Origin of the sequence: Arthrobacter sp. 2YAF22_2, from assembly GCF_052114645.1 — a bacterium.
Lineage (GTDB): Bacteria > Actinomycetota > Actinomycetes > Actinomycetales > Micrococcaceae > Arthrobacter.
The window spans coordinates 1-1,450 of the sequence record NZ_JBFRFD010000700.1; the positions used below are offsets into that span (position 1 = coordinate 1).

Here is a 1,450-nt window from a genome sequence, read left to right on the forward strand (position 1 = left end):
GCCGGGGTGGGCGGGACTCAGCACAGGACCGCCCGTGCGCGCGGCCATCCGGCCTTTCGCCAGGTTCTCCGCGAACGGCTCCAGCCGGTGGCGCCAGAGCCGGTCGGCCGCGTCCCGTAGTTCGTCCTTGGTGCCGGAGTTGTCCAGGACGACGTCGGCCGCCGCCAGCCGGTCCTCGCGCGTGGCCTGGGCGGCCATCCGGGACCGGGCCTCTTCAACCGTCATCTTCCGGTGCTCAACCATCCGCCGGACCCGGACATCGTCCGGGGCGTCCACCACCACCACGAGATGGAAGCCGGCGCCCTGGCCGGTCTCAACGAGCAGCGGAATGTCCTGTACCAGGACGGCGCCCTTCGGGGCTGCTGCCGTGAGGGCAGCGGCGCGCTCCCGGACCAAGGGGTGGACAATGCCGTTGAGCACGGCGAGGCGTTCAGGGTTGCCGAAGACGAGGGCTCCCAGCCGGGCGCGGTCGAGGGTTCCGTCAGGGGCCAGGATCGCGGAACTGAACCCTTGCACCACCCGTGCCAGTCCGGGAGTGCCCGGCTCCACCACTTCGCGGGCCAGCGCATCGGCGTCGACCACGACGGCGCCGAGTTCGCGCAGCCGCGAGGCCACCACTGACTTCCCTGAGGCGATCCCGCCCGTCAAACCGATCTTCAGCACCCCACCAGACTAAACTGAAGCGGTGCCTGACGACGCGGATTCTCCCGAAAGCCGGGCAACCGTCTACACCAGCATGGCTGCCGGCGGCGGGTTCCGGCACGAGTTGGAGATCAGGCGGTCCCGCTTCATCACGGTGCTGCAGCGCACCCCCGACGAGGACAGCGCCCGTTCGCTGGTCAGCAGGCTGCGCCGGGAGTTCCACGATGCCCGGCACCATTGCTCGGCCTTCGTGCTCGGGCCCGACCGCGGGGTGCAACGCTCCAACGACGACGGCGAACCATCCGGCACGGCTGGGATCCCGATGCTGGAGGCACTGCTGAAACGCGAGACCGCGCCCGGCGTGACGGACCTGAGCGACGTCGCCGCCGTCGTGGTCCGCTACTTCGGCGGGATCCTGCTCGGCGCCGGCGGCCTGGTCCGGGCCTATTCGGAATCCGTGTCCTCCGCCCTGGATTCGGCGCCTCTTGTGCGGCGGCAGCGACTGCGGATCTGCTCCGTGCCGGTGCCGCATGCCTCCGCCGGCCGCCTGGAGAACGAACTGCGGGCCGCGGGCTATGTGATGGCCGGTCCCAGCTATGATGCGCAAATGACGGTTCTCCGGCTGGCCCTGCCAGACGACACGGCAGGGCTGGCGCAGGCAGCCGACCGCGTCGCGGCCCTCACCGCCGGAACCGCCGCATTGCTAGCCGGAGAATCGGAGTGGATCGATGTCGCCATCAGCTGAACCGGTGCCCGTCGTGGCGCTCCTGGACGTTACGGAGGCAGTGCTGGAGCGGCTCCTGTCGGT

Annotated in this window: 2 protein-coding genes; one reads left to right on the forward strand and one right to left on the reverse strand. The window is 70.4% G+C overall.

The genetic code is table 11. The annotated features are described in order from the left end of the window. The coding region (coaE, locus tag AB4Y86_RS18810; protein WP_441403652.1) for a dephospho-CoA kinase at positions 1-663 on the reverse strand (663 nt) is incomplete at its 3' end. A gap of 73 nt (positions 664-736) precedes the next feature. Here coaE and AB4Y86_RS18815 point away from each other — a divergent pair. Further along, entirely contained in the window at positions 737-1,387 is a 651-nt protein-coding gene (locus AB4Y86_RS18815; protein ID WP_441403653.1) for an IMPACT family protein, read from the forward strand. Positions 1,388-1,450: the final 63 nt, after the last annotated feature.

Bases quoted from the DNA above. Each gene is read 5' to 3' on its own strand.
- AB4Y86_RS18815 (WP_441403653.1), top strand. From the start codon at position 737: ATGGCTGCCGGCGGCGGGTTCCGGCACGAGTTGGAGATCAGGCGGTCC.